The sequence below is a fragment of the Lactococcus formosensis genome, from assembly GCF_018403745.1.
Lineage (GTDB): Bacteria > Bacillota > Bacilli > Lactobacillales > Streptococcaceae > Lactococcus > Lactococcus formosensis.
In genome coordinates, this window is sequence record NZ_BOVP01000004.1 from 196,375 (window position 1) to 222,571 (window position 26,197).

The window sequence follows — 26,197 nt, forward strand, 5'->3', positions numbered from 1 at the left end:
GCTGCTTTTATTTTGAGTTGATAACTTGTATTAAATCTTCTCGCAATTTGTCATAAGCTTTATAATCCTGTTTAAACACAAGAGGGTTACTATTATGACTATCAAGCATCCATTCAGCTGGTTCTTCTATTTTAAGAAAATCCTTTATAATTTTTGAAACGGCTTCTTCATTTACCTTCTCTGCATTTTTAATGAGACTAAAGTCTTCTATGCCCCTTTGTAACTCTTTATAACGTAAAGATAAGAGGATATGTCCCGAATATGAAGGATAGATTAAACAGAGATCACCGATAGGTAAAGCTGCTGTATTATATCGGATATCTTGACGTACGTTATCTGGCCAACAGTTGTAAGCCCAGCGAAGAAGACCATCTGTTTTAAAGTAATGTGCTAAGAGTCCTTGTACACGTGTTTCTAATAAGGGACTGTGAAGAAAAGTGTTTGGCTTGTCTGGATAATTACAGATATAGTACTGAGTTTTTCCTGAATGACTTTGGCTAAGTTCTTTGTAGTTATTACATGTACAATAGTAGGAAGTCACTGGATAGTCGATAACCGGCAGCAAGGCTTCAAGTACTGCTTCTTTATCAAAAACCCCTTTTACTTTCAATGTAGGCTCTATTGACTTAAGAATATCTAAAGAACGTCTGAATGTATCAATTTCATGTACTTTGGGCTCATCAGAGACGATGCGCACTTTCTCCCAAACTCCTAATGCCTTAAAATGTTCAAAAAGCTGTTTGATATAGTGCTCTAGGTCTTTTTTATCTTGGATAAAGTCAATGGTTTCTGTGACTTCGTCATAGTAGCGGATGACCAGCTTTTCTGGATGGTCAACTTCTTTTATCAAGGGGAAAAATGGTGGTTGCCAAACACCTAATAAACCAAAAACATTGATTTCTTGATCTATGCCTGCGGCGAACATACATTCTAAATAACGGTCTAGTACCGAAAAATCACACTGGATTTCCCCTGCTTCATTTTTCTTAACGCTAATCATTGAGTATTCATAAAGATTGGCTGGATAGTCTTTGACGATATAATTAAACCAGCCTTTCCACGGAATTTCCCCCGCAATTACTGTGATAACTTTTTGATTAAGGGTTGCCAAGCTCTCCGCCATTTCACCAATCAAGCGAAAATGTTCATCGCTCCACAAAGGTACTTGGTAAGTTCGTGCAAGGTTCGAAGGTTGTTGCCAGATATCAAGATTAAAGTTGTGTCCTGTATCTTCAGGAAAACTATAGTCTCCTACCTTTACTTTTAGAGTCTTAGAAAGTATTTTCTCATCCTGAGATGTTAAGTTTGAACGATAAAGTGTAATTTCGACTGAATAGGTACCTGCCTGTATCTCGGAAGACGTCGAAAATTCTAGATAGATAGGAACAAAACGATCACCAGAATAAGTTTTGGCTGTCTGTTCTAATAGTTTGTCCGTGTATTCAATATTTTCATTTCCCATGTAATATTCTTCAAATTGTAGCGTCACGGGCAGCTCGGATTTGACCTCTATGCGATAGATTGGAATTTCAATTTGATCAGGAATGGAAAATTCTTTTCCCAACACAAAATGATTTTCACAGCCATCGTGTAATAATAAATGGCATGCCCCAAAACTATTTTTATAAATGGGTAATGACTCAAGCTCATCAGGTGTCCCTGAGAACATGCTCGTCGATGCCTTATAACTTTCATGAACTATATAAGCCTTCATTTTTTCCTCTTTCTAAGTAATATATTGACTTGGTTTGGTTAGTCTTTCTAAAATTTTCTTGCACTGTATCTCACCAAATTTTTCAGGAATTAACTCTGAGAGCTGGGAGAGTGTCAACTTCTTTACTATCTTTAACTTGCTTCTATCTTCTTTCCAGTAGGGGAAAGCTTGCAATAGAACGTCTTTATTATTGCTGTCTTCAAGTAAATCCCCAATAGAATAATCTGCTAAGCTATCTGGCACACGCTTACCCCTTGTGGTTTCCCAGTTTATTTCCATCCATTCGACAACTTCCGAAAACCAACGGGTGAATCGCTTATCTATCATTTTTTCTTGAGCACCAAACATTTTCGTAGCTAACGATAAACCGTGAAGGCCTTTTTGGAAGATATGTGCCTCAAAAGGAATATCATTTTCTTCCAGAGCGCGAAGATATAATAAGGAATTCTCTATAGGTACCACATTGTCCTCAAATGTTGAAAAGAGGAAAGTGGGAGGTGTTTCTCTCGTTACATAAGTTTCTAAGGAAGGTGCTTCAATCTGCATCACTTGGGCAAAAGATTTCAAAATAGCTGGGTAGCCTAAAATACAGAGGTTTGGCTTAACTGGTGACAGATTAGAAAGAGCAGCAGCTAAATGTCCTCCTGCCGAAAAACCGATGACTGCGATTTTATTTTCATCAATCTTCCATATTGTCGCTAAATCTTGAATTTTTAGTAAGGCTTTTTGTGCATCTTCGAGGGACTTCTCAAAACTTCTTTTATCTCCGACGTGATAGCGAAGTACACCTGTATGATAACCCTGAGCAAGAAAATTCAAGGCGATTGGTTCTCCTTCTCGTTCACTACAAAAAGAATAGCTGCCCCCTGGAATTACTAAAACAAAAGGTCGATTTCCTACACGTGAAAACTCTTCTTTATCTTCATGTAGATAAACTGTTAAACTTGCTTCATCATCAAAGTTAAAAGTTTTAGTTATCATCACTTTCCTCTATTTCATTTTTAGAAATAAGCTCTTGATACCAGTAAAAGCTATCTTTTTTGTATCTCGCTAAATCTAGGAGGTCTTCATCCGTCCGGTTAACATAGATAAAGCCATAGCATTTTTTCATTCCTTCATGAGTGCTTACCAAATCAATCGCACTCCATGGGCAATATCCAATCACCTCAACACCATCAGCCATCGCTAGAGCCATTTGCTCAATATGCTCCTTCAAGTAATCAATTCTATATTGATCATGTACAGCGCCATCATCTGTCAAGATATCATTTGCCCCAATACCATTCTCCGTAATTAAAAGTGGCAAATGGTATCTTGAATAAATTTCATTCAGAGTAAATCGGAAACCTTTTGGATCAATGGGCCAGCCGAACTCAGTCATCTGGAGATGTGTATTTTCAACGGATTGGAAAAAACCAGGGATTCCAAATCCAGACTGCTGATCAATGTTATTGTCTTTTTCAAAATAGCTTGCAACTGTCATTGTATTATAGTAGTTAAAGGCAATATAGTCACAAGTTCCTTGAGATAAAATTTCTTGATCTTCTTTCGTCACGATCGGAGCCGCTCCGATGCTCTCTAAGATATGCCAAGCATTGTGATTATATCTACCAAAAACAGCAACATCTAAGAAAAGCCAGTTTCTTAAAGCACTCATATTTAATGCAGCCAACTGATCTTCTGGCCGGTCAGAAGCTGGATAAACACTTGCAATATTTGGCGCAGGCCCTATTTTTCCTTGATAATTTCCTTCATGGAACATTTTTGTGACTTTCGCTTGAGCCACTAACATATGATGATTTTCTTGGAATTTTTCCTTCATACTTTTTTGACTCGTGCCTATCACTGAACCTGCGAGAGCCATCACATTTTGCTCGTTAATAGTTTGCCATAAAGGGACATCATCTGCAAAATAATCAAAGAGAACTTGGCAGTAGCGTGTGAATTCTTCGATGGTCTCACGATTTTCCCAGCCCCCTTTTTCTGCAATATAAAGTGGTAAATCAAAATGGAAAACAGTAACAACCGGTTGTATTTCATTTTCATTGAGCAGATTTATGAGGTTCTTATAAAATTGGATGCCCTCTGGATTAACTTTCCCGTCTGGCATGACACGACTCCAAGAAATAGAAAATCTATAAGCTTTGAGTCCAAGTTCCTTAAAGAGCTCTACATCTGCTTTATAGTGATGATAGTGGTCAGAGGCTACTTTAAAATCTGTCGTACCTTCAGGTATCTTTTTTACGTCTTGAACAGAAGGACCTTTTCCCTCTTCATTCCAAGCTCCCTCCACTTGATAAGCACTTGTTGATGCCCCCATAAAAAATCTTGTTTAAATTTCATCATTCTCAGATTCCCTTTCTTGCTGCTCCAATAAGATTAGCATCAGCTTTAAATTTAGCTGCTTCTACCACGATTGGTTGTAGTGTTTTCTTAATAATTGGAGCTGTTGTAAACAGTTTTTGATAAGCTTCTTCGACCTTCTCGATAAGAAGAGGTTGTTGACTAATGCCTCCGCCAATCACAATCTTTTCAAGGTCTAAAATAAGTTGAAGATTGAAGCACAGTATTGCGACTCCTTCACAGTAACTTGAAAAAAGTTGTGCTGCTTCTTTATCTTTTGAACTTTTTAAAGCGCTAAAAACGAGTGGCCCATCATTCTCTACTTGAAGCTGGTTTGCTAATGAACTTATGAGCTTTACAGCGGAAAGTCCCATACCTACAAAGGAGTCTGCTCCGTGAACCGCTCTTTCTCGGATCCAAAAGCTTACTTCTCCCGCCTGATTATGGCTGCCTTTATAGAGTTGCTCATTGATACAAATTCCTGTTCCGACACCTGTACCTAAAATAATGGCTGCACCATTTTTGATGCCTCTAAGACTTCCAAAGCTCATTTCTCCTAGGGTTGCAGCCTTGGCGTCATTTTCAACAACGACTTCAAAATTTTCCATTCCTTCATTGTCAGCAATTAATGTTTTCAAATTTATACCATTCAGGTATGAAACTGCTCCTCCATAGAAAACAGTACCCGATTCATCAACTGAACCAGGGACTGAAAAAGCTATTTTTGTGAAAGAATTGATTTTTATATAGTCATTAATTATTTTTTTTATTTGTTGACAAAATTCCTCTAAATTTTTTGCAGTAGGCAGTTTATCTTTAGTTGTAACTTTTTCATTCTCAACAAATCCTACTTTGATGTGTGTTCCACCAATATCAATTCCTAAAATCATCAATTCCCCTTTTTATGCTTGCATACTTTCTTGTAAGCTTTGTTCTTTGGTTTCATGACGGCTTAGTTGTTCTGCTGCCATTTCAAGTTCATATTCTTTTTTATCCGCAATTTTAATAAATGGATACCACATAACAATACCAATCAACATACTAATAACCATCAAGATTGTATAATTTAATCCACCTGAGAGAGGCATTTTGACAAAGACTGGAGTAGTCCATGGCAACAGACTCATTGTGGGATTAAGATTGATTGGTAAAATGGTAGTTGTTAACCCCCAAGTCACAAAACCAGCAATTAACTGTGTGAACACTTGCGGAATAAAGAAAATAGGATTCAAAATGATTGGCATACCAAACATAATCGGTTCTGTAATATTAAACAAAGAAGGAATGAAAGAGAGTTTACCCAACTGTTTCATTTTGGCTGATTTGCTACGAATCATGAAGAAAGTGACAAAGCCCATAAATCCAGCTGCGTACATACCCATGTAGATAACTGATGGGATAAGGAGAGGAAGGTCTTCACCTTTTTGAAAGGCGCCAATATTTGTGACAATCATTGTCATTGTAATCATGCCTAAAGGACCTTGTAAAACGGCATTATGGATACCAAAGAACCAAAGGATAGCTAATATTTCCATAATAAGGATAATTGACAAAGGACTTGCTGCCAATGAGTTTAGTGGTGCACTGACGACATCGATGAAGAATTGGAAGATTGAACCTGAAGCTGTAAATCCAAAGGCCACACGTAAAGCAAAGACCAAAGTAAAGATAAGTGTAACTACAAAGACTGGTGCTAAAGATTGTGTAACCATCGGAGGAACACTTTCAGGAAGCTTAAGCATTATTTTCTTCTTAGAAAGAAAGGCGTAGAGACGTGTCACTAAAAGTGCTGTTAACATCCCAATAAAGAGACCTTGACCACCCAAGAAGTCAAGTTTCAAAGCTCCGATAGCTTGAGTTACTTCCTGACCATCTTGTATCACAGTAGTTGAGATTGTTTGAGGCATTAGCATAATGAAACTTGCTAAAGAAATAAGGGCAGAATTTCGTTTATTTGCTCCCAGTTGTTTCGCATAAGAGTAAGCTAAACTATAGACCACATAGAGTGAGAACACTCCAGTAGCACCATTTGTGATTGCCTCTACATGGGGATAAATTCCTATCTTAGTTAAAAATTCAATCCATGCAGGAATCGGGAAATTACCGATGATTGTAATAAAGGCTATACCCAATGTAATTGGACTGGTACGAATAAAGCCTTCCATAAGTGCGGCCAAAACTTTATTTTGCTGTAAGCGTGAAGCTACCGGCATCAATTTGTCATTTAGAAAAACTTCTAATTTGCTCATTTTATACTCCTAATATTTATTTCTAATAGTTATAACGATATAATTAATTCTTCTTCCTGCCCATATGCAACAAGATAGAAACCAAATTTCCCTGACTCAAAGTGCCATTCGCCTTGATTATCAGAAAATGAAAGATCTTCCTTTGTAAGAGTAACAGCCAATTCTTCTTTTGTACTTGGCTCTATTTTTATAAATTGACTCGCAACTAATTTTCGGAAAGGTTGAACGATCGATGCAGCCATATCTCTCATATAAAGGTGAACCACTGCATGGCTTGTCTCATTCGACAGATTTTCGAGTTGATAAGCTAACTTTATCTGGTTACTCTCTGTAAAGGTGAGGTTTTCCATATTTTCCAGCCATTTTACATCAACTTGATTGTAAGTAAGACCTGTTCCAAATGCATACAGGGGTTCATTAGACTCATCACTGTACTTGGAAACAAAACGTGTATTTTTGTTTTCTTCATTCAAAGGTCGTCCTGTAGTATTTTGCGCATAATAAATAGGAATTTGACCTTCACTTCTTGGAAATGTCATCGTAAGTTTAGCGCTTGGACTTGCTTGTCCACTAAGTAAGTTTGCGATACCAGCACCCCCCATTGTCCCTGGATACCATACTAAAAGTAAACTTGAGAAATAAGGTTCTATTTCTGTCAATACCAGTGGGCGTCCTGTATAGAGGAGTCCGATGATTGGTTTATCTAATTGTGCGAGTGCCTTAATGAGACGAATTTGCTTATCTGGCAAGGAAAGCTTTGCCTTAGATGCACCTTCGCCACTCTCTAAAAATTGCTCCCCAATCGTCAGAAGAATAACATCGGAATTTTCAGCAACTTCTACTGCCTCTTCAATCAGCTCTTTCTCGTCTCCAATCAGGCCGTTTAAATGCTCAATCCCCGTCTTGAGCGGGCCAAAACTCTCATAGGAATCAAACAAGTTATAACCTGTAGCAAATGTAAGATTTTTCTTCGCAAAGTTATTTTCGAGGCCCTCTTTTAATGTAACAGTATCTTGCGCTTTCCCACTGACCGAGGCCCAGAAACCGAGAGTAAACTTGCTTTTTCCATATGGCCCAATGACAGCTATTTTTTGCTGAGCACTCAAAGGAAGAGCGTTCTCCTTATTTTTCAACAAGACACAACTTTTTTCAACGAGCTCAACAGCTGTTTCTTTAGCTTCCGCTGTAAGAAACTCACCTGTATTTTCTTGATCGAGTCCTCGAAAAGGATTTTCAAAGAGTCCAAGCTTGTTTTTGAGTTTTAGAATACGCCATACCGCTTCATCTAGAAGGGCTTCATCTACTTTTCCTGATAAAATAAGAGGCTCTAAACCATTTACATAAACCGAAGTCATCATATCAAAATCTACACCCGCCTCAATTGATGCTTTGGCAGATTCTTCTTGATTTGCTGTGAAGCCATGTGCTTGTAATTCCTCGGTAGCTGAATGATCTGAAACCAAAAGTCCTGAGAAGTTAAATTTTTCTCTTAGAATATCTCGATTTAGCCACTTATTCCCTGTAGAAGGTATTCCATTTAACACATTAAATGCAGTCATCACAAGCAACGCATGTGCTTCAATTGCTGCTTGGTAGGTTGGAAGATATTCATTAAAGAGACGTTGATTGGACATATCTACTGTGCTGTACTCACGCCCAGCTTCAGGTGCGCCATATGCCGCAAAGTGCTTTATACAAGCTGCAACATGGTTCTCCGAGACATAATCTTTGACCTGACCTTGATAGCCTGTCACCACGCTTTTCGCAAATTCTTTTCCAGTATAAACATCCTCACCTGGTGATTCCATCACGCGCCCCCATCTCGGATCTCTGACTACATCCAACATAGGAGAAAATACACAATGAATTCCACTCAAATAACTCTCTTTAGCTGTGATTTCAGCTGCTTTTTGAATAAGGTCAAAATCATAAGACCCTGCTTGAGCAAGGGGTAAGGGAAATATCGTGCGAAAGCCATAAATAATATCGGACATGAAGAGCAGAGGAATACCATGGGAACTCTTGTTAATTGCCTGTTCTTGAATCATCCTTAACTTTTCAGGATCGTTCACATTATAAATCGATCCTACTTGGTGAATATCAAAATTGTCAGGAAGACCTAAATCCTTAAGGGGACCGGTAGGCATAACACCACTATCGGTGAACAAATCTCCATTTAACTGAACAGTCTGTGCAATTTTTTCCTTTAAGCTCAAAGTGTTTAATATTTCTTTTAGCTTATTTTTTTCCATTTATGTTTCTCCTTTTTTATTTAAAAAAGCGCTTTCTTTAAATTAATTATAGTTTCTTTTGATTTATTTTTATATAATATTTTTCGTATTTATATCAAAAAACATGTAGAAGGTTACATAAATTATTTTTTTTACAGTTATGCAATACAAAAAGAGAGCGATGAGTTGATTCCCTCTCTTTTATAAGTTATTCTATTTATCTTTATACTCTTTCACAAACTCCAAGGTTTGTCGGTAACATTCTTGGGATTCTTTGAGTGAGTAGTCAAACTGATACTCGTGCGTGATTTCTTTTTCTAAATCTTTATAAAACAAGCCACGTACAGGAACGTTTAATTCCCTCAACTTCTTCTCAAAGGCGATACCTTGATCTTGAAAAGAGTAGGCATTCCCATCCGTAATATAAGTTGCTGGAAAATCTGAGGTTAAGTGATTTACAATACTTATCTCATCCAGTTTTGGGCTGTCCTGCCAGTTTTTAGTTCCAATTTCAGCCCAAGCGACAGTGGTTACAAAAAATTTCATGAATTGACTACTTGAGCGAACATTGGTCATTTGCGTGAGATTCACAGGTCCACAGTAAGATATTGCACCCTTAAGTACATTTTTATCTAAATCTTGTGGAACGCCTACACTTTTTCCATAGCTTGCATTTGTCTGTGTTGCAGCATACTGAAGAGCAATCTGTGAGCCGGCACTGTCGCCACCAAGCATAATTTTAGACAAATCTAAAAATTTGAATTTCTCTTTTTTCAAGCTCTGAATTAGCTCACTGAGCTGCATGACTTGATTGGGATAGGCAGACTCTGGTGCCGTCTCATAATTCATAGATAAAACGGCAATATGTGCATCCGCAGCTAATCGAGTAGCAAATTCCTGAGTTCCTTTTTTATCGCCACCAACAAAACCTCCTCCGTGCACCCAAATCAAAACAGGAAGCGCTTTTTGACTCTGCTTAGGATAATATATATCGTAGGAATTATCTTTAAAGTGTGACGCATAGCGTTCATCTTGCACTGTCGTAATTTTTTCCTGAGCTTTCCGGTAAGGTTCTGATGCAGTAATTTGCACTTCAGAGTTAAACATATGACGAATAATCCAAACACCTGGTTTAGGTGAAATATTGAACGCAAGCACCACTAATAAAAACAATCCTACTACAATACCCAAAAACCATAACAGGCCTTTTAACAGTACATTTTTATACATAATTTTTTAATAAATCCTCTCTTTTTTGTGGATTAAGTATACATGAAAAACATATTAAATACAACTATAAATTAGAAAATTTTTTTGATTAAGATTTATTTTATGTTAAAATATATCATGAAAAAAGTTTTGGAAAGAAGTAACATTGATGGATTATGAGGCTCTACAATTAGTTACAAAACAACTCTATTATAAATACTTGGTTCCTTTCGTGATTATTAATAATACAGATGAAATAATTATTCCTAAAAAAGTTGATTATTTAGAAAGCTACCTCAAAAGTCCTTATCTCAAACAGGCAGAGAAAGGACAGATTTTTTTTTTTGAAGACAAGGACTATTTTTTCAGCAGTTTCTACTGCGACTTAATGGAATATAAAAATTGTAGAGTCTTAATTGGTCCCTGTGGCATACTCGGTACAGCAACAGATTCTTATAAGTTTAATAATCACAATTATTTAGCAGGTGTGCATTATTCCAAAGAGAGTCGAAAGACCTTTATTGATTTTGTAGAGCTCTTTTATGCTTTGCTCAATGGAAAACTAGCTGACAGCACTAATTATAAATGGAGTGTACGTCAACACCTCAGTGAGACACATACCGATGTTATTTTAGAAAAAAACTTGTCCCTCCGACGTTACGACGGTTCCTCATTTGACTCCTATGAGTTTGAAAAAAGATATATCGAGGCCATTAAACGAAATGAACCTGAAAAATTAGAGTGGATTTTCAAGAAAATGAGCAGTACCTATGATGCTGAACTTTCAACAAGTAAACTAGAAACATTAAAGTATAAATGTGCCTCATTAATTGCTATTCTCACTCGAGTGAGTATTAGTAATGGTGTGCCAATACTTCAAGCTTATAGCCTTTCTGACTCGCTGATTCAAAAACTACAACGTATTAACTTTACTCATGAATGCCTGACCCATATAAAAGAAGGTTCTTTCCTCTTTATGGAACTCATACATGCTTTCCCCTACTCCGAGAAAAGCCATCTTGTCAAACAAGTCTTATACTATATCGATGATCATCTCTACGAGCAAATTACCCTGAAACATTTATCTGATTATACTCAAAAAAATGTGACACATTTATCTACGGAATTCAAAAAAGCCGTGGGACATACGATACATAAATACATTATTCAGAAAAAAATTGCTGAGGCAAAACATCTCTTGTTGTTTACATCCCAAAGCTATAAGGAAATTGCTATGCTGCTCAGCTTTTCCAGTCAAAGTCATTTCATTCAAAGCTTTAAGCGTCTCGAAGACATGACACCTTTAGAGTTTAGAAATAAGTATTTTTCATCAATTATATGAATGTGCATCATTCAAAACAGTCACAATTATTATAAAAAACCTTGATTCAGCATCAAGGTTTTTTATTGTGAAAATACAGAAAGAAAACTACCAGCTAAATATCAAAGAAAGGATTAGTATTTTCTTTACTTTCAATAATTTCAATACCTGTACCAAAGCTAGCTAGTTTTTCAGCGACTTTTGGGATAAAGAGATGTTCCAAGTAATGACCAGGATCAAGTCCGATAAGCCCCTGCGAAAGCTGGTCATGACCGACGTGATAATATATATCACCCGTAATATAGAGATCTGCACCTTTGGCGTGAGCTTCTGGCCAAAATTTTCCGCCGCTACCACCACAGATTGCCACACGTTGAATAGTCTGGCTCAAAGAGCGATCATAGGTTACCAAACGCAGATGATCTAAAGCAAAAGTTTGTTTCATTTTTTCCGAAAAATCAGCCAAGCTCATCGGCATAATATTTCCGATACGACCTAAACCTTCTGCTGATAAGATTTCCGTATCTTTAATTTCTAAAAGATCACAGAACCAATCGTTAAGCCCACCATCCACAACATCAATATTGGTATGGCTTGTATAAACTGCGATACCCGCTTTTATCAAATCAAGGATGATTTTTTCCTGACTGTCCGCATCTGTCAGGTTTGCTAAAGGCCGAAAAATAACTGGATGTTTCGCTAAAATCAAATCCACATCTTTTTCAATAGCTTCTGAAACTGTTTGCTCACGAATATCTAAAGTAACCAAGACCTTTTTTACTGGAGCATCAAGCGAGCCTATCTGTAAGCCAACAGGATCGCCTTCTACTGCTAAATCTTTGGGACAAAATTCTTCGTACAAGGCCATGAAATCTCTGATTTTCATAGGAGAACTCCTTCTATTTTTTCTTTTTCTGCTTGAACTGTGGTACGTTTTTCATGGTTTTCAGGAAGTCGCTCAAGTATTTTATTTAAAGTATTGAGCTCTTTATTCCACTTTTGACGGAAGACCTCTGATTTTTCTTGGGACAAATATGGTCCAAATTCAAGTTCTGTTTCATTCAGCTCGGCTGTGCCGTGTTCTGCCACAATAATTTCGTAGATTTTCCCTGCTTCAAGAAGTATCTTTTCGGAAGTAATTACAAAATCATGGTCCATAAGCCAAGAACGAAGGCTTTCTTCATGATTATTGGGTTGTAAGATAAGCTGCTCCACTTGGCTCAATTTATCTTTTCCTGCTTCGAGGATTTCGGAGATTAAAATACCGCCCATACCAGCAATCACGACGCTTGTGATGGCATCATTTTCTTCAAAGGCAGCCAAACCATCGGCTAATCTGACTTCAATCTTCTCTTGCAAGTTCTGCTCAGCCACGTGATTTCGGGCAATTTGATAAGGCCCATTGACCACTTCGCCTGCGATGGCAAAGTCAATCTTTTCTTGCTGAACCAAATAGGTAGGTAAATAAGCATGATCACTGCCCACGTCCAGAAGACGGCTGTTTGGCTTCACGAGATCTGCGACAGCTTGTAGGCGTTTCGAGAGTTTTATTTCATTCATTTAAGTTTTTCTTTCCAAATTTACAGTATTCGAGCACAGGACATTCCTCACACTTTGGTGCACGCGCTGTACAATGATAACGGCCAAAAAAGATGAGATGATGATGACTTTCCACCCAACGTTCTTCAGGAATCAGCCTCATCAACTTCTCTTCAACCTCCAAGACGGAGGCTTTTTGTGGCACAATATCCAAACGTTTTGAAATCCGTTCAACATGCGTATCAACAGCAATTCCGGGAATACCGTAGGTTTCTCCCAGAACAACATTTGCTGTTTTCCGTCCTACACCCGGTAGGGTTTGCAATAACATCTTATCTCTTGGCAGTTCACTATTAAAATTTTCTACCAACATTTGTGAAGTTTTGACAATGTTTTTCGCTTTTGTTTTGTAAAGTCCAATCGTTCGGATACATTGTTCAACATCTGCGATATCTGCCTGTGCCAAGCTTTCCGGATCAGGGTATTTAGCAAAAAGTCCTGGTGTTGCCTTGTTCACACCCTTATCTGTAGCTTGTGCGGATAAAATCGTGGCAATTAAAAGTTGAAAAGGTGTTTCCCATTCTAGTTCACCATGTGCTTCAGGAAACATAGCGACAATGATATCTAAAGCTTCTAAAAATCGTTTCTTACTCAGCATATTATTTTCCGTTCCAGGGTCCGTCCATCGGGATATAGAAATCAGTAGTTTTATGGTTTTGCATTGCTTCGGTACGCTCTTCCTTACGCTGTTCCACAGCTTGCGTGCTCATCAAGCCATCATTGCGCCAATTGCGTAAAATGGCTTTAATGTAGTTGAGTGAAACCTTACGATTCACTACTGCCTCACGTAGGGCAAGTTTAATGAGCTCAAAGTCGTACTTCTCTTCAAATAAGAGAATACGAAGTTCTTCGCTTTGCATCGGAGTAATCATGCCCATTTCCGCTTCGAAAATATTGACCAACTCTTGCAGCCGGTTCTTGTTTTGTTGTGTTGGAGCAGTTGTTTCTATTTGTTCTTCTTTAACTAAGCCATCCAATTGGTCTAATTTTTTTAAAGCTGGTGTGACATCAAAAATAGTTTCCATATCTCCAGCAATTCCGAGTAAAGTTACTTTTAAAGAACCAAAATCTTGAAGCTTATCAATACTACGGTTCACATCTGCAAGTGTTTTTCCTGTTTTAGTTGCAATTTCACTTGGCGCTATATCACGATTTTCATATAAATAGAGCCAAACCAAAAAATCCTCTGCCGAAGGAAACACTTGAGCAAAATGCTCCAGCATAGCATGAGGAAGTACGATGTGTCCAGTCATGTAATTTTCATAGTAGGTCATAGTTCTATTTTATCATAAATGCTTCAATCAACCATAGATACATCTTTATTATGATACACTTTTAATTTTTAAATTTTTTGACATAAACAAGGCGCTCAACAAATGCAAAAACAATAACGATAATTACTGCCAGCGTACTATGAGAATCGACGATTCCTAATACTTTTAGAAGTGCAATAACAACAATTTCAAGTGCGATTAATATGGCGATAGCTACAATGTTTTTCATAAAACCTCTTATAATTCTTTATTTTTAATAATGACACATGTTATTTTAGCACAAAGAATCCTATAGAATACTACATCTCGAGACCTATTTATTGAAGGTTAGCCTATTTACAAAATATGATATGGAATAAAAAAAGAAACCCTCATTACGAAGAGTTTCTTTGTTTATTTGATGCCAATTTCAATCAAATTCTTCATATTCATTCGGATCTTGACCATCAATACGTCCGTCTGGTTTTTCCAGTGTATTAATCTGTGCAACTTCCTCTTCTGTTAATTCAAAATCAAAAATTGCTAGATTTTTTCGTTGATGGATTAAATTTCTCGATTTTGGAATGGGAACAATGCCACGTTCTACATGCCAACGCAATATAACTTGACCTGCTGTCTTCCCATACTTTTCAGCCAGACTTGTGATAATGGGCTCTTCAAGGGCATCATTTCCTCGCCCTAATGGACTCCAGGCTTCCGTGATGATACCACGCTCAGCGTTGGCTTTCACCATACGTTCTTGCACCCAATAGGGGTGGATTTCGATTTGGTTAACGGCTGGAGTAACGCCTGTTTCAGTAATAATTTTGTCTAAATGCTCGGGTTCAAAGTTGGAAACCCCGATAGAGCGTATTAAGCCCATCTTTTGAGCTTGGATTAAAGCTCTCCAAGCTTCTACATACAGCCCACGTTTAGGAAGAGGCCAGTGAATCAGATATAAATCAAAATACTCCAAGCCCATACGATAGAGCGACTCTTGAATCATGGCCAAAGCATCTTCATAATGATGATATTTTCCCGGTAACTTTGTCGTCACGAAAAATTCCGAACGTGGGAGGCCTGAGCGACGGATAGCCTCACCGACTATTCCTTCACTGTCATAGTTGGTTGATGTATCCAAAAGACGGTAACCACTCTGGATAGCTGTCAACACCTGATCTAGGCCTTCTCCACCCCTTATCTGGTAGGTTCCTAGCCCTACAGACGGTATCAAGTGACCATCATTCATCGTTAGTAAAGGTGTTTTCATCAGTAAATCCTCCTTATAGTTGAATTTCCACAGAAAATAAACATATATTCTCTATATTTTCATTCTAACATAGGACAGAGTTGAAGAAAAAATACCTGTTTATTAATTTTGGACGAGGAGGTTTTATTTTCCCAGCTATTATTTTCCAAACAAGGATTTGTATTCGCTGTAGCCCTTTTCTTCTAACTTTTCAACCGGGATAAATCTTAAAGCCGCAGCATTTATACAATAACGCAATCCTCCTTGATCTTGTGGTCCATCATTGAACACATGTCCTAAGTGAGAATCAGCCTCCTTACTTCTTACTTCCACACGATGCATGCCTAATGAAAAGTCAGCTTTTTCTTTGACCCCGCGTTTTTCTATGGGATGAGTAAAGGACGGCCAGCCACAACCAGCATCATATTTATCCGTTGAGCTAAAGAGCGGTTCACCACTGACAACATCAACATAAATCCCATCTTGATAAAAGTCATCGTATTTTCCTGTAAAAGGACGTTCAGTTGCATTTTCTTGTGTCACTGCATACTCTATATCAGACAATTTTTGCTTGAGTTCTTCTTTTGAAGGTTTTTCCATTATAATCACCACCTTATCTGCTTTTCTCCCTTTATTATAGCACTCTCTCAATAAAAAGTATTTGCTTCTGTCTGTAATTTCTACATGAAGCTCCTTATTCTATCACCATAAAAAAACCACTTATCTAAAGTGGTATTTCTTCATCTTTGAACTCTAGTTTTTAGCAATGCAATACGTCGCACGATGACATTTTTTAGTTTTATCGCACCCATATTGTCCATCACTTCGAGGCAACTTGCTATCATTTTTTCACCTTTATTTCGACTTTCGAAAGCGTAAGTATAACATCCTTTTAAAACACGAGCAATTGCTTTACTTGTCAAATCTGATTCCACAGCGAGACTATTTAACCTTGATAATATAATTCCCGCCTTTGCATCACAATCTGCCTCAATAAATACCAATTCAGCCTTAATCAAAATATTGATAAGCAATGCACGGTATTCATGAAGTACTTTTAAATATTTAAAAACATTTTTATTTTTAAAAAATGTTTCGATAATATTCCAGACCAAGTTCAGATTGAGTTGCTCTAAAGTGTGGATAAGAATGTACAATTCATAAAGCCCCCAAAGCGGTCCCTCTGATAAAAGAGATTCAACATCTTGAATTTCTTTTCCCGATAGCTGAGTATAAGTTGCTTTGGCACTCAATGCAATCATATAGGTCGAATCATTCTCATACTCTAGGTTTTTTTCATATAAATGATGGAGTTCTGCCTCGTCTTGATTATAGTATGCATCCTCAATATTTTGAAACTGTGTAATAAAATATTCTGGCAAGCCGTTATTTACAAGCAAGGAATAGTCTAAAATAGTGAGATTCATACACTCTAGAAGAGATTCAAGCTTGTCAAAGGACACTAAAGATTTGCCATTTTCAAACTGTGAAATCGTTGCTTTAGAAACCCCGCTTAGTATATTCAACTCTGATAGACTCATATTTTTTTGTAACCTTAAGTTGCGAAATATTTTTCCATACTTACTATAAATCATTTTACACCAACCCTATTTTCGAGCAATTAAAATACACACAAACCTCTTTTGTTATATACTTTGCCAGCTCTCACTTTCCAAGATAAAATTATATCTTTTTTGTTCTTAGGAGTATATACCAAACAGGATATGTTTAGAATGCTAAACATAGTATGCTTACCTTAGATTTTGACTTGTCACTTGAGGGGGCTTTTTGTTATGATTGAAAGTTATTCGAAAAGTAATTTTGGTTTCTTCTATTATAATGGTAGTGGCAACTATTTCTCTTTAAATACGATAAAAAAAACGAGGTTTTACAGGACCTCGTTTTAGTTCATTATTATTTTGTTATTATATTACTTTGATTGGAGGATCAATTAGTAAAAGAAGCGAATGAGTATACCACCCATGATGAGGACAATGGCACCACACAAACGGTTGGCCATTTGTGCAAAGGCAATCATTTCCATACGATCAGAGGCAGAGAGAACAGCGATATTACCTGTTCCACCCATAGAGTTGTTAATCATACCAGCACCGATAGCTGTTTCGACAGGGTACATACCTAAGGCGAGCCCCAAGAACCAGCTTGTTAAGCCCATAACGATAACACTTGTCAGACAGAGCACAATAAATTGCCATGTCAAAGCAGAACCTAGTGTGGTCAAATCAATCAATGCCAAACCAATACCTGCCAATACCGCATGTGTAAGATTAGTCATGATGATTTGGTTAAACATCACCACTGATTCTTCCAGCTCTTTTGGTACAGCATCAAAGGCTTTGAGAACAAAGACGATGATGATCATAAAGGCGTATTCATGGATATTTGGGAAGAATTTGTTTAAAATCACACCCACCATGAGTAGAGTAAAGGCATAAAGCATACCGACACCAATTTTAGTGGCATCAAATTCAATTTTAGGTTTTGCGAGTTCTTCTTTTGTCGCAGAAACTAAAGTTCCGTGACCATTGTATTTTGATTTCGCAAAGATTTTAGAAATAGAAAGCGCCCCAATGATGGCAATAATATTCCCAAAGGTTACTGCGGGAGCAAGTTGAGAGAAAATTGCGGTTTGGTTCCCATTGGCTAAACCATCAGCATAGATTTGTGATAAAGGAGTAATTCCGGCTCCCATACCACCAGACATCATAGGCATTGAAACATACATGACAGAGTCTGCAAATCCATTGCCAAGCAAGACACCCATACCACCAACAGCAAAGAAACCAACAACCATTGTCACCAAAGCAACAGGGATAAATTTAGCTGAAGCTTTGACAAGCAAACTTCTATTCATTCCCAAGATTGATCCACAAATCAAGGCAGCAATATAGAAATCAAGAAAGCCAAACTGGCCACCCATAAATTTCCCAACTGCACTAATCACATTTGCAGGGATGATATGGAAAAAGGATAAGAGCGTTGCGCCTAATAAGGTGAAAACTGACCCACCACCCAAATATGAATTCATGATAGGCAATTTTTCACCGATAAAGTAAAGCAAGTGCCCTAATAGTACTAATAGGAGAGTAATACCCACCATGTTGAGTGGTAATTTCCCTAAACCTATCGTCACTGCCAATACAATCATAAAAAAGGCATAAAGAGGAAGACTTATTCCTGAAATTTTTATTTCTTTTAATTTTTTCATTTTAATCCATTAACCTCTTAGTATTTTGGATACCATTTCATCTCGCGAACGGCTTTCACCATATCTTTTTCTTGAGCCTGTGCTAAGCCTTGTTCCTGCGCTTTTTTCGCTACTGCTTCTGCAACTTTGATTGAAACATCAGCAACATATTCAAATGGAGGAAGCACAGGAGCACCAGCAGCACCTGGATCCACAAGACCGCTCAATGAATGCGCAGCGGCACCAATCATTTCATCAGTAAGAAGTGATGCTTCTGAAGCCAACATACCAAGACCCAAACCAGGATAGATCAAAGCATTATTTGCTTGACCGATTTGGTAGTCAACGCCTTTATAAGAGACAGTTCCTGAAGGTATACCTGTTGCAACAAAGGCTTTCCCATCAGACCATGTAATCACTTGTTCAGCAGTTGCTTCCAATTTTTTAGTGGGGTTTGAGATTGGGAAAATCACTGGACGTTCAGTGTTGGCGCACATTGCTTCAACAACTTCTTTGGTAAATGCACCGGCATCAGTTGAAGTACCAACCAAGATAGTGGCTTTAACTGTTTTGATAACATTGGCTAAGTCAGTCATATCACCAGCATTTGCAAAATCCGCACGTTTTTTAGCAAACGGTTTTTGCGCTGGAGTCAAGTCTTCCATATCATCAAAGAGCAAACCTTGTTTGTCCATCATGAAGAAATGGTTATAAGCTTCTTCTTCTGAAAGTCCTTCACTTACCATTTCTGCATGAACACGGGCAGCAATCCCTGCACCAGCAGATCCACCGCCGTAGCAGAGATAAACTTGATCCGTCAATTTTTCACCTGTGATATCAAGTGAACCGAAGATACCACCTAAAACAACAATACCAGTTCCTTGGATGTCATCATTGAAAGTTGGGATTTCTTTTTTGTATTTGTTTAAGATATTGGCAGCATTTGAACGGCCGAAATCTTCCCAGTGCAAGTAGAGTTTAGGGAACATTGCTTCAGCAGTTTCCACAAACTGATCAACAAAGTCGTAATATTGGTCACCATAAACACGTGCGTGACGATTTCCCAGATACATTGAATCTTCCAAGAGCTCTTTACGGTTAGTACCTGCATCAATAACGATAGGAAGAACTGATGCTGGATCGATACCAGCTGCTGCAGTATAAACCATTAATTTACCTACAGAGATATCAACGCCTTGTGTGCCCCAATCGCCAATACCAAGAATCCCTTCAGCATCTGTCACAACAATCAGTCGGATATTACGATCGCCCGCTGCATTTTTCAAGGTCTCTTGAATATTTTCTGGATGGTTGATATCAAGGTATGCAGCATATTGTGGATCTACAAAAAGACGACTGTAGTTTTCGATAGTTTCAGCAATAACTGGATCATATACGATAGGGTTAAACTCTACGATATGTTGGTTAAACAAATAGTAGAACAAAGTACGGTTTGTATTGAAGATTTCCATCAGGAAATGACGTTTTTCCAAATCAGATGGTTTTTCCAAGTAATGTTGGTAAGTTTGTTCTGCTTGTTCTTCAAGTGTTTGAACATAAGGTGGCAAAAGACCGATTAAGCCAAGTTCCTTACGTTCTTCCATAGTAAATGCTGTTCCTTTATTTAAAAAAGGATTGTTTAAAATTTCATGTGCACGCATTCGTACGTCCTCCAAATTTATTATTCCTATAAGAAATTCTTACAAGATGTATTTTAATACTTATAAAAAATTATAGTCAAACCTTTGGGTTATGATAAATATTATTTATAACAAATCGGAAAACTTGTGATAGAATATAAGGGTCAAAGGAGCGTCTAAACTAATGAACTTGCATGATTTCGAGTACTTTAATGCCTTAGGAGACTTGTTGTCTTTTACTGCTGTTTCTAATCATTTTGGGGTAAGTCAGCCGACAATTACCTATGCTGTAAAGAGATTGGAACAATATTATAACTGTAACTTAATATACAAAGATCCTTCTCACAGGACAGTTGTCCTGACAGATGAAGGAAAAATATTGAAGATTCATATCGAAAGTATTTTAGAAGAGTTGGCACTGACGCAAAGAGCCATCGAGCATTCTAAAAATCATCAAAATCATATTGGTTTTCCTCCTATCATTCGAGCAAAAATCCTGGCTCAACTCTTAAACGATAAGGATGCGATTAGCTTTTTATCGAAATTTGATTTAGTATCGGGTGGCTCGGAGGAACTTCTGGCCAAACTTATCTCCGGCACAATTGATTTTAGCCTTATAGGCAGCATTGCTCCCCTGATGCACCCCAACCTTTTTGTGAAGCTACTTTATCAACGCGAATTTTATATCTTTGTCTCTAAAGATAACCCACTTGCCTCACGTCAAGAAATTTCATTTAAAGAAGCTTTGGATTATCCATTTATCCTGCTTGATGAAAGCTTTGTGCATATGGAAGCTTTCCAAAATTTAAATGAAAAATACAAGAAAAAAGCAAAAGTACTCTTTAATTTTTCTGATATCCATACTATTGGCCAACTGGTCAACTCAAATGTTGGCATAACCTTGATGACCGATTTTCTTCCTTTTGCCGATATGGATAGTCTTATAAAGATACCACTAATACCTGAAGATAAGCAAATTTTTCATGTTCAATATGCTTATTTAAGAAGTACACTGCTCAATTCAGACTTGAAAGAATTAATTCGCTTACTCGATGAACTAAATGAAAAAATAAATTGAAGTGAAAAGATAATTTTTCTCTTTTTTCTTTGTTAATTTTTCTCCATTTTTTTCACAAACTTTCTTCAACCGCATAATTCCGGAAAGAATTGTTTGACAACCCCCCCTTAAAAAAGGTAAAATATTCACAAAGACTATGTAAAGGAGATAACATGGCTGGCTCCCAAGTTAATAAACAACTACCCAAGGCAACTGCAAAACGTTTGCCTCAATATTATCGCTTGTTCAAACTTTTAGTTGATGAACAAGTAACACGCACAAACTCACAACTTATTTCGGAAAAAATTGGTGTGGATGCAGCGACGATTCGTCGCGATTTTTCACTCTTTGGTGAGCTGGGACGTCGAGGCTATGGTTATGAAACACGCGCTTTGCGTGATTTCTTTGGAGAATTACTCGGACAAGATCAAGAAACACATATCGCACTCGTAGGAGTCGGTAACCTTGGACGTGCCCTTATCAATTATGAATTCCAAAACCGTAATAAAATGCGTGTAACCCAAGCTTATGATGTTCCAGAAAACCCTCTCGTTGGTACAACAACTTCTACAGGCGTTCCTATCTACGACATCGCTGACTTCTCTAAAAATATTAAAGATTCTAAAATCAAAACAGCAATTATTTCTGTAAATAAAGAGAATGCTCAAGAAGTCGCAGACATTCTAGTGAAAGCAGGCATTAAAGGTATCCTCAATTTTTCACCTTTGCGCTTACAAGTTCCTGAAGATGTCGTTGTTCAGTCGATTGACTTAACGAAAGAGCTTCAAACTCTCTTATTCTTTATGTCAAATAAGGACATCAAATAAACATATAAAAAAGCATGGTTGAAAACCATGCTTTTTTATTTTTTAATCATTTCGTCTTTTTTAAATATCATAATTCAGATAAAAATTAAGGTATTCAAAACCCGGTCAGCAAGTTCCATGACATTTTCTTTTTTACTGCCTGTACGGAGCAAAATAGCTAAAAGTTCTTGTTCATTCAGCTTTTCTGGTCCAAAAATGATCAATCTTTCTCGGGGCCTCATAGGATATTGTTCTTCTTTAATCTGATACACGACTTTCTCCTTAGTCATTTATACGAAAAAAGAGTGTAAGTATCACTCTTGTTTTAGAAAATAAAAAAAGTGGTTTTTTATAATCCACTTTTTATTTCTTCTTTATTCAACTGTTACAGCTTTGGCAAGATTACGTGGTTTATCAACATCCAATCCACGTTGGACAGTTGCGTAGTAAGCGATGAGCTGTGTCGGTACCACCATTGAAATAGCTGAAAGATATGGATGAACATTATTGATAACAATGTCATCATCTTCACGTGCTACTGCTTCTTCTACAATCGTAATTGCTGAAGCTCCACGTGCCACTGTTTCCATAACGTTTCCACGTGTGTGTGCTGCGACTTCTTCGTTATTTGAAATCAGGGCAATAACAGGCGTACCATTTTCAATCAAGGAAATGGTACCGTGTTTGAGTTCTCCAGCAGCAAAGCCTTCACATTGGATATATGAAATCTCTTTTAATTTCAAGCTGGCTTCCATAGAGACGAAGTAGTCTTGCTTGCGACCAATATAGAAGGCATTTCGTGCTTCTGGTAAAAGCTTAGCTACAACATCTGAAATCACATCTTTTTCTGATAATGTAGATTCGATAGATTGAGCTACGAGTGAAATTTCTTTAACCAAGTCAAAAGCAAGTGACTTAGGATTTTGGTCTGCATCACCTACAGCTTTTGCTAAGAAGGCGAGCGTTGCGATTTGTCCAGTGTAAGCTTTTGTAGAAGCAACCGAAATTTCAGGTCCAGCACCGATTAACATTGTGTATGTTGCTTCACGTGACAATGTAGAGCCAGGAACATTTGTAACCGTTAAACTTGGATGACCAAGTTCATTTACTTTTACCAATACCTGACGGCTGTCTGCTGTTTCCCCAGATTGTGAAAGGAAGATAAACAAAGGGTTTTTACTCAATAATGGCATACCATAGCCCCACTCAGAAGCCACGCCAAGCTCAACTGGTGTATTTGTCAGCTCTTCAAGGATTTGTTTTGAAGCATAACCTGCATGAAGTGATGTCCCCGCCGCGATGATGTAAATACGATCTGCTGCTTGGACTGCTTTAACAATATCCGCATCAACAGTTAATTGACCATCTTGATCCGTATAAGTTGAAACCAATTTACGCATTACAGTTGGTTGTTCATCAATTTCTTTGAGCATGTAGTAAGGATATGTTCCTTTACCAATGTCAGAAAGATCAAGTTCTGCTGTGTAGCTTTGGCGCTCAATCTTATTTCCTTCATAATCCATGACTTCTGCCTTATCTTTAGTTAAGACAACCAGTTCTTTGTCATGAATTTCCATAAATTCAGATGTTTCACGAATCATCGCCATGGCATCAGAACACACCATATTGTAGCCGTCTCCCAAGCCGATAAGTAAAGGAGATTTGTTTTTCGCAACATAGACTACATCAGCAGCTTCAGCATCCATAAGAGCAAACGCATAAGAACCTTCAATAATAGAGAGTGCTTTTTTAAATGCTTCAAGTACAGAAAGTCCTTCTTCTTCTGCAAACTTAGCGATGAGATGTACAGCAACTTCTGTATCTGTTTGCCCCTTAAATGTATCTTTAGCGAGATATTCTTCTCTGATTTCTGAGAAGTTTTCAATTACACCATTATGTACTAAAACGAAACGTCCTGAAGTAGAAGTATGAGGATGCGCGTTATCTTCAGTTGGTTTACCATGGGTCGCCCAACGTGTATGACCAATCCCTGTTGATCCTGTAACGTTATCACCTGTTTTTGCCTCTAAATCTGCAATGCGACCTACAGATTTTACAAGATTCACTTGTCCGGCACCATCATCAGCAACGAAGATTCCTGCTGAATCATAACCACGGTATTCAAGTTTTTCAAGACCTTGCATTAGAATGTCTGTTGCATTACGATTTCCGACAACTCCTACGATACCACACATATTAATTTCTCCATAAGCTAATTGGTATAGTTAGCTTTTTCTTTATTTTTCGTCAATAAGAATATGATAATACAATGTTTTGTATTTGTCAAGAATAATAAATATTTAATTGGTATAGTTGAATATTCAAAAAAAAAGTAAATCTTACGATTTACTTTTTTTGTAGTTTGAAGAGTGCCTTATCGACCTCAGTAAGTACCTTTTCAAGGTCTTCTGCATTATTAACGAAGTCGAGCGTATCTCCGTTAATACGTATTTTAGGCGACACATCATAATTTTCATACCAAGTTGGGTATTCTTCATGGACTTGATGGTAATATGCTTTTAATTCAGGCTGATCGTCAATCTGTTCGAAACTACGACCACGTTGAGCGATTCGGGAAAGCATTGTTTCAAAACTTACGTCAATATAGACAAGTAAATCAGGCCGTTTTTTAGGCATTCCTTCCATCTCTTCAAGCATATTACTGAGTAAGTTCTGATAGATTTCTAATTCTGTTTTAGTGACATTACCATTTTTATAGTTTAGAGTTAAGAAAAGCTCATCTTCAAAAATAGAGCGGTCGAGGACATTATTTTCTTGAGCATAGGCCATTTTAATCGATTCAAAACGCTTGTTTAAAAAATAGATTTGTAACAAAAAAGCATATTTTTTAGGGTCTTGATAATACAAATCAAGCACAGGATTATTATCTACCGCCTCATAAAATACTTCCGTGCCAAGATGCTCACCTAAAGCCTTGGCTAAGCTTGATTTCCCAGCTCCTATTGTTCCTGCTAAAACGATCACAGTTTTCTTCCTCCTGAAGTCCATCATGGACTTTATTTTTTATTCTTATTGCTCTAATTCTAAGATGTATGCTCTAATTTGAGACATGAAATATAAAGATCCTGTCATTAAAAGCACATCCTCTTCTCTTAAGTTTGCTTTTAATGCTGTATACGTACTCTTCCAGTCCTCTGCCAGCATCACATTTTCTTTCTCTAAGTGCGCAAAATCTTCTAATTTTAAAGCTTTGGGATAATCAAAAGTTGTTAAGATAAGCTTAGAGTTATCAACGGTTTGTAGCATTTTAATCATCTCGGTAATATCTTTTGTAATAAGTGCTGAAAAAAGAATCGTTATTTTACGCCCTGAAAATTCATTTTTTAAGTTTTCCAAGAGCCGTTGTATGGCATGTACATTATGAGCCCCATCAAGTATTGTTAGAGGTTCCTGACTGATTTCTTCCATGCGCGCTGGCCAAAAAGTTTTTCTTAAGCCCTCTCTGATTGCTTCTTCTGAAAGTGATAGTCCTACTTCATGCGCATAAATCATGGTAAGTTTAACAGCAAGCGCTGCGTTGTCTATTTGATGAAGACCAAGCAAGGATTTTTCTAAGTTGAGCAAGTGAATTTCATCATCCCTGTAATTAAATCGCTCATTTTCAAGGATATCTACCTGATAATCGATACTATATTGGTAATGCTGTGCTTGATTTTTTTGAGCTGTTTGTGCAATAACAGCTAAGGCTTCATTTGCTATTTTTCCTGTTACCAAGGGTGTATGTGGCTTAATGATTCCCGCCTTTTGGGCAGCTATTTTCTCTATTGTATCCCCTAGGATATCCATATGATCCATGCCGATGGTTGTAATTGCTGTCGCTACAGGTTGAATGACATTTGTACTATCTAAAAGTCCACCTAAACCAACCTCAATCAAAGCAACATCAACTTTTTCATCTGCAAAGTAGCGAAAAGCAAGCGCGGTAATAATTTCAAATTCCGTAATACCAGCAAGTCTTTCGTTCTTATCCATTGCTTCTACCAACGGTTTCAGTTGCTCGACATACATGATAAGTTTTTCATCTGGAATTGGATGACCATTAATCGACATCCGTTCACCAAAAGATGAAATAAATGGGCTGGTAAAGGTAGCTACATTCAAACCTAACTGTTCCAGAATACCTCTGGCAAAAGCAACTGTTGAACCCTTGCCATTTGTCCCAGCAATGTGAAGCATCGACAACTCTTTTTCAGGGTTTCCGAGCAATTCAAGTAAGGCTTCAATCCGAGTCAATCCTGGCCGGATATTAAATTTAAGGCGAGAATGAATCCACTCTAGTGCTGTTTCAATAGTCATA

General features: G+C 37.5%; 23 protein-coding genes and 1 pseudogene. 3 read left to right on the forward strand and 21 right to left on the reverse strand.

What is annotated here, in order from left to right:
- Positions 1 to 7: 7 nt before the first annotated feature.
- From KJS37_RS06290 to KJS37_RS06320, 7 genes are all read right to left on the reverse strand, one after another.
- Positions 8 to 1,714, reverse strand: coding sequence for a DUF4091 domain-containing protein (locus KJS37_RS06290; RefSeq protein WP_206887414.1), 1,707 nt, complete (start codon positions 1,712 to 1,714; stop codon positions 8 to 10).
- 12 nt (positions 1,715 to 1,726) lie between these two features.
- Positions 1,727 to 2,695, reverse strand: coding sequence for an alpha/beta hydrolase (locus tag KJS37_RS06295; RefSeq protein ID WP_213496438.1), 969 nt, complete (start codon positions 2,693 to 2,695; stop codon positions 1,727 to 1,729).
- The gene (locus KJS37_RS06300) at positions 2,685 to 4,034 is read right to left on the reverse strand and encodes a glycoside hydrolase family 1 protein (RefSeq protein ID WP_213496440.1); all 1,350 of its coding nucleotides are present in this window, start codon (positions 4,032 to 4,034) and stop codon (positions 2,685 to 2,687) included. The genes KJS37_RS06295 and KJS37_RS06300 overlap by 11 nt, the downstream gene beginning before the upstream one ends.
- A gap of 28 nt (positions 4,035 to 4,062) precedes the next feature.
- Positions 4,063 to 4,947, reverse strand: a complete 885-nt coding sequence (locus KJS37_RS06305) for an ROK family protein (protein ID WP_213496442.1) — start codon at positions 4,945 to 4,947, stop codon at positions 4,063 to 4,065.
- 12 nt (positions 4,948 to 4,959) lie between these two features.
- On the reverse strand, positions 4,960 to 6,306 hold the full coding sequence (locus KJS37_RS06310; protein WP_213496444.1) for a PTS sugar transporter subunit IIC: 1,347 nt from the start codon (positions 6,304 to 6,306) through the stop codon (positions 4,960 to 4,962).
- Positions 6,307 to 6,335: 29 nt separating this feature from the next.
- Positions 6,336 to 8,558, reverse strand: coding sequence for a glycoside hydrolase family 3 N-terminal domain-containing protein (locus KJS37_RS06315; protein ID WP_213496446.1), 2,223 nt, complete (start codon positions 8,556 to 8,558; stop codon positions 6,336 to 6,338).
- Positions 8,559 to 8,750: 192 nt separating this feature from the next.
- Complete coding sequence (locus tag KJS37_RS06320) at positions 8,751 to 9,767, reverse strand: alpha/beta hydrolase (protein ID WP_213496448.1); 1,017 nt, start codon at positions 9,765 to 9,767, stop codon at positions 8,751 to 8,753.
- Between the two features lie 148 nt (positions 9,768 to 9,915).
- On the opposite strand from KJS37_RS06320, the gene KJS37_RS06325 reads away from it, so the two are divergent.
- The gene (locus KJS37_RS06325; protein ID WP_213496570.1) at positions 9,916 to 11,088 is read left to right on the forward strand and encodes an AraC family transcriptional regulator; all 1,173 of its coding nucleotides are present in this window, start codon (positions 9,916 to 9,918) and stop codon (positions 11,086 to 11,088) included.
- Between the two features lie 94 nt (positions 11,089 to 11,182).
- Here the strand turns inward: KJS37_RS06325 and KJS37_RS06330 are convergent, their stop codons facing one another.
- The 10 genes from KJS37_RS06330 to KJS37_RS06375 all read right to left on the reverse strand — a co-directional run bounded on the left by KJS37_RS06330 (position 11,183) and on the right by KJS37_RS06375 (position 20,037).
- Positions 11,183 to 11,953 carry a Nif3-like dinuclear metal center hexameric protein gene (locus KJS37_RS06330; protein ID WP_206921660.1) on the reverse strand — a complete coding sequence of 257 codons (771 nt, stop codon included), beginning with the start codon at positions 11,951 to 11,953 and terminating at the stop codon, positions 11,183 to 11,185.
- On the reverse strand, positions 11,950 to 12,627 hold the full coding sequence (locus tag KJS37_RS06335) for a tRNA (adenine(22)-N(1))-methyltransferase (protein ID WP_206921661.1): 678 nt from the start codon (positions 12,625 to 12,627) through the stop codon (positions 11,950 to 11,952). Before KJS37_RS06335 ends, KJS37_RS06330 begins: the two co-directional genes overlap by 4 nt.
- Positions 12,620 to 13,264, reverse strand: coding sequence for an endonuclease III (nth, locus tag KJS37_RS06340; RefSeq protein ID WP_213496451.1), 645 nt, complete (start codon positions 13,262 to 13,264; stop codon positions 12,620 to 12,622). The genes KJS37_RS06335 and nth overlap by 8 nt, the downstream gene beginning before the upstream one ends.
- Before the next feature lies 1 nt (position 13,265).
- On the reverse strand, positions 13,266 to 13,940 hold the full coding sequence (locus tag KJS37_RS06345; protein ID WP_213496453.1) for a DnaD domain-containing protein: 675 nt from the start codon (positions 13,938 to 13,940) through the stop codon (positions 13,266 to 13,268).
- 61 nt (positions 13,941 to 14,001) lie between these two features.
- Entirely contained in the window at positions 14,002 to 14,169 is a 168-nt protein-coding gene (locus tag KJS37_RS06350; RefSeq protein WP_206887427.1) for a hypothetical protein, read from the reverse strand.
- 180 nt (positions 14,170 to 14,349) lie between these two features.
- Positions 14,350 to 15,189 carry an aldo/keto reductase gene (locus KJS37_RS06355; RefSeq protein WP_213496455.1) on the reverse strand — a complete coding sequence of 280 codons (840 nt, stop codon included), beginning with the start codon at positions 15,187 to 15,189 and terminating at the stop codon, positions 14,350 to 14,352.
- A 138-nt stretch (positions 15,190 to 15,327) separates the two neighbouring features.
- Positions 15,328 to 15,768 carry a peptide-methionine (R)-S-oxide reductase MsrB gene (msrB, locus tag KJS37_RS06360; RefSeq protein WP_213496457.1) on the reverse strand — a complete coding sequence of 147 codons (441 nt, stop codon included), beginning with the start codon at positions 15,766 to 15,768 and terminating at the stop codon, positions 15,328 to 15,330.
- 140 nt (positions 15,769 to 15,908) lie between these two features.
- Positions 15,909 to 16,763 carry an Rgg/GadR/MutR family transcriptional regulator gene (locus tag KJS37_RS06365; protein WP_213496459.1) on the reverse strand — a complete coding sequence of 285 codons (855 nt, stop codon included), beginning with the start codon at positions 16,761 to 16,763 and terminating at the stop codon, positions 15,909 to 15,911.
- A 356-nt stretch (positions 16,764 to 17,119) separates the two neighbouring features.
- Entirely contained in the window at positions 17,120 to 18,397 is a 1,278-nt protein-coding gene (locus tag KJS37_RS06370) for a 2-hydroxycarboxylate transporter family protein (RefSeq protein ID WP_213496462.1), read from the reverse strand.
- 17 nt (positions 18,398 to 18,414) lie between these two features.
- Positions 18,415 to 20,037 carry a malolactic enzyme gene (locus tag KJS37_RS06375; RefSeq protein WP_213481797.1) on the reverse strand — a complete coding sequence of 541 codons (1,623 nt, stop codon included), beginning with the start codon at positions 20,035 to 20,037 and terminating at the stop codon, positions 18,415 to 18,417.
- Between the two features lie 163 nt (positions 20,038 to 20,200).
- Between KJS37_RS06375 and KJS37_RS06380 the strand changes: the two genes are divergently transcribed.
- Positions 20,201 to 21,094, forward strand: a complete 894-nt coding sequence (locus KJS37_RS06380) for a LysR family transcriptional regulator (RefSeq protein WP_096368300.1) — start codon at positions 20,201 to 20,203, stop codon at positions 21,092 to 21,094.
- A 152-nt stretch (positions 21,095 to 21,246) separates the two neighbouring features.
- Positions 21,247 to 21,900: a redox-sensing transcriptional repressor Rex gene (locus KJS37_RS06385; RefSeq protein ID WP_096368301.1), complete on the forward strand. Its 654-nt coding sequence runs from the start codon at positions 21,247 to 21,249 to the stop codon at positions 21,898 to 21,900.
- A gap of 89 nt (positions 21,901 to 21,989) precedes the next feature.
- On the opposite strand, the pseudogene KJS37_RS06390 reads toward KJS37_RS06385, so the two are convergent.
- The 4 genes and pseudogenes from KJS37_RS06390 to KJS37_RS06405 all read right to left on the reverse strand — a co-directional run.
- Positions 21,990 to 22,151: pseudogene (locus KJS37_RS06390) on the reverse strand (UPF0758 domain-containing protein); the annotation flags it as partial.
- A gap of 102 nt (positions 22,152 to 22,253) precedes the next feature.
- Entirely contained in the window at positions 22,254 to 24,074 is a 1,821-nt protein-coding gene (gene glmS, locus KJS37_RS06395) for a glutamine--fructose-6-phosphate transaminase (isomerizing) (RefSeq protein WP_213496464.1), read from the reverse strand.
- A 151-nt stretch (positions 24,075 to 24,225) separates the two neighbouring features.
- Complete coding sequence (locus tag KJS37_RS06400; protein WP_017369885.1) at positions 24,226 to 24,864, reverse strand: deoxynucleoside kinase; 639 nt, start codon at positions 24,862 to 24,864, stop codon at positions 24,226 to 24,228.
- 45 nt (positions 24,865 to 24,909) lie between these two features.
- Positions 24,910 to 26,196 (reverse strand): bifunctional folylpolyglutamate synthase/dihydrofolate synthase, encoded by a 1,287-nt coding sequence (locus tag KJS37_RS06405; protein ID WP_213496466.1) that lies wholly within the window; start codon positions 26,194 to 26,196, stop codon positions 24,910 to 24,912.
- Position 26,197 lies beyond the last annotated feature (1 nt).

Bases quoted from the DNA above. Each gene is read 5' to 3' on its own strand.
- KJS37_RS06290 (WP_206887414.1), bottom strand. From the start codon at position 1,714: ATGAAGGCTTATATAGTTCATGAAAGTTATAAGGCATCGACGAGCATG.
- KJS37_RS06295 (WP_213496438.1), bottom strand. From the start codon at position 2,695: ATGATAACTAAAACTTTTAACTTTGATGATGAAGCAAGTTTAACAGTT.
- KJS37_RS06300 (WP_213496440.1), bottom strand. From the start codon at position 4,034: ATGGGGGCATCAACAAGTGCTTATCAAGTGGAGGGAGCTTGGAATGAA.
- KJS37_RS06305 (WP_213496442.1), bottom strand. From the start codon at position 4,947: ATGATTTTAGGAATTGATATTGGTGGAACACACATCAAAGTAGGATTT.
- KJS37_RS06310 (WP_213496444.1), bottom strand. From the start codon at position 6,306: ATGAGCAAATTAGAAGTTTTTCTAAATGACAAATTGATGCCGGTAGCT.
- KJS37_RS06315 (WP_213496446.1), bottom strand. From the start codon at position 8,558: ATGGAAAAAAATAAGCTAAAAGAAATATTAAACACTTTGAGCTTAAAG.
- KJS37_RS06320 (WP_213496448.1), bottom strand. From the start codon at position 9,767: ATGTATAAAAATGTACTGTTAAAAGGCCTGTTATGGTTTTTGGGTATT.
- KJS37_RS06325 (WP_213496570.1), top strand. From the start codon at position 9,916: ATGGATTATGAGGCTCTACAATTAGTTACAAAACAACTCTATTATAAA.
- KJS37_RS06330 (WP_206921660.1), bottom strand. From the start codon at position 11,953: ATGAAAATCAGAGATTTCATGGCCTTGTACGAAGAATTTTGTCCCAAA.
- KJS37_RS06335 (WP_206921661.1), bottom strand. From the start codon at position 12,627: ATGAATGAAATAAAACTCTCGAAACGCCTACAAGCTGTCGCAGATCTC.
- nth (WP_213496451.1), bottom strand. From the start codon at position 13,264: ATGCTGAGTAAGAAACGATTTTTAGAAGCTTTAGATATCATTGTCGCT.
- KJS37_RS06345 (WP_213496453.1), bottom strand. From the start codon at position 13,940: ATGACCTACTATGAAAATTACATGACTGGACACATCGTACTTCCTCAT.
- KJS37_RS06350 (WP_206887427.1), bottom strand. From the start codon at position 14,169: ATGAAAAACATTGTAGCTATCGCCATATTAATCGCACTTGAAATTGTT.
- KJS37_RS06355 (WP_213496455.1), bottom strand. From the start codon at position 15,189: ATGAAAACACCTTTACTAACGATGAATGATGGTCACTTGATACCGTCT.
- msrB (WP_213496457.1), bottom strand. From the start codon at position 15,768: ATGGAAAAACCTTCAAAAGAAGAACTCAAGCAAAAATTGTCTGATATA.
- KJS37_RS06365 (WP_213496459.1), bottom strand. From the start codon at position 16,763: ATGATTTATAGTAAGTATGGAAAAATATTTCGCAACTTAAGGTTACAA.
- KJS37_RS06370 (WP_213496462.1), bottom strand. From the start codon at position 18,397: ATGAAAAAATTAAAAGAAATAAAAATTTCAGGAATAAGTCTTCCTCTT.
- KJS37_RS06375 (WP_213481797.1), bottom strand. From the start codon at position 20,037: ATGCGTGCACATGAAATTTTAAACAATCCTTTTTTAAATAAAGGAACA.
- KJS37_RS06380 (WP_096368300.1), top strand. From the start codon at position 20,201: ATGAACTTGCATGATTTCGAGTACTTTAATGCCTTAGGAGACTTGTTG.
- KJS37_RS06385 (WP_096368301.1), top strand. From the start codon at position 21,247: ATGGCTGGCTCCCAAGTTAATAAACAACTACCCAAGGCAACTGCAAAA.
- glmS (WP_213496464.1), bottom strand. From the start codon at position 24,074: ATGTGTGGTATCGTAGGAGTTGTCGGAAATCGTAATGCAACAGACATT.
- KJS37_RS06405 (WP_213496466.1), bottom strand. From the start codon at position 26,196: ATGACTATTGAAACAGCACTAGAGTGGATTCATTCTCGCCTTAAATTT.